Source organism: Thermobrachium celere DSM 8682 (assembly GCF_000430995.1).
Classification (GTDB): Bacteria; Bacillota; Clostridia; order Clostridiales; family Caloramatoraceae; genus Thermobrachium; species Thermobrachium celere.
Genome location: NZ_HF952035.1, coordinates 1 through 569, shown reverse-complemented (window position 1 = coordinate 569; position 569 = coordinate 1). Strand labels below are relative to the sequence as shown.

2 pseudogenes are annotated in these 569 nt (G+C 31.6%); both read right to left on the bottom strand.

The features are described from left to right. Window positions 1–350: pseudogene (locus tag TCEL_RS13905) on the bottom strand (hypothetical protein); the annotation flags it as partial. Between the two features lie 38 nt (window positions 351–388). Beyond that, window positions 389–569: pseudogene (locus TCEL_RS13900) on the bottom strand (hypothetical protein); the annotation flags it as partial.

Here is a 569-nt window from a genome sequence, read left to right as displayed (position 1 = left end):
GGAATTGATGATTCAATACCTATGAGGAAGAATAATAAAAAAGAAGAGATTACACATACGAAAGACTTATAGCTATGGGATTTGACGTTGTAAAACCAAGTGGAGCTTTCTATATATTCCCTGTTTTTACTATAGTGTCCAGTCATAGTAAAGCTATTCTCAGTAAAGGAATATGTGTCTGTAAAATTTTCTTGTGGGATGCCCAAGAAATTTGAAACTTCTTCTACAAATCTCCACCTTTCAATAAATGTTCCAATGTTTATATTTCCCTTTCTACCATCCCATCCCCCTCCACCTGTGTGTACAAATGACTTATCACCTAATTCTACCGGTTTAATATTCTCTTTCAACCTTATTACAGTACCAAAGAAAAGAGGGGTTGAACCTCCTAAGGCTGCTCTATGATTTTTTCCCTATTATGTGTTTGAATATAGTTGATAAAAGATTGAACATCAACTTCAAATTTATTATTATTTAACTTTAAAAGATGAATTGTATCATCTCTGTAAGTATAGATGTCAACAATATTTCCTAAATAAGATTCACATACTTTATCTAAAAATATACCT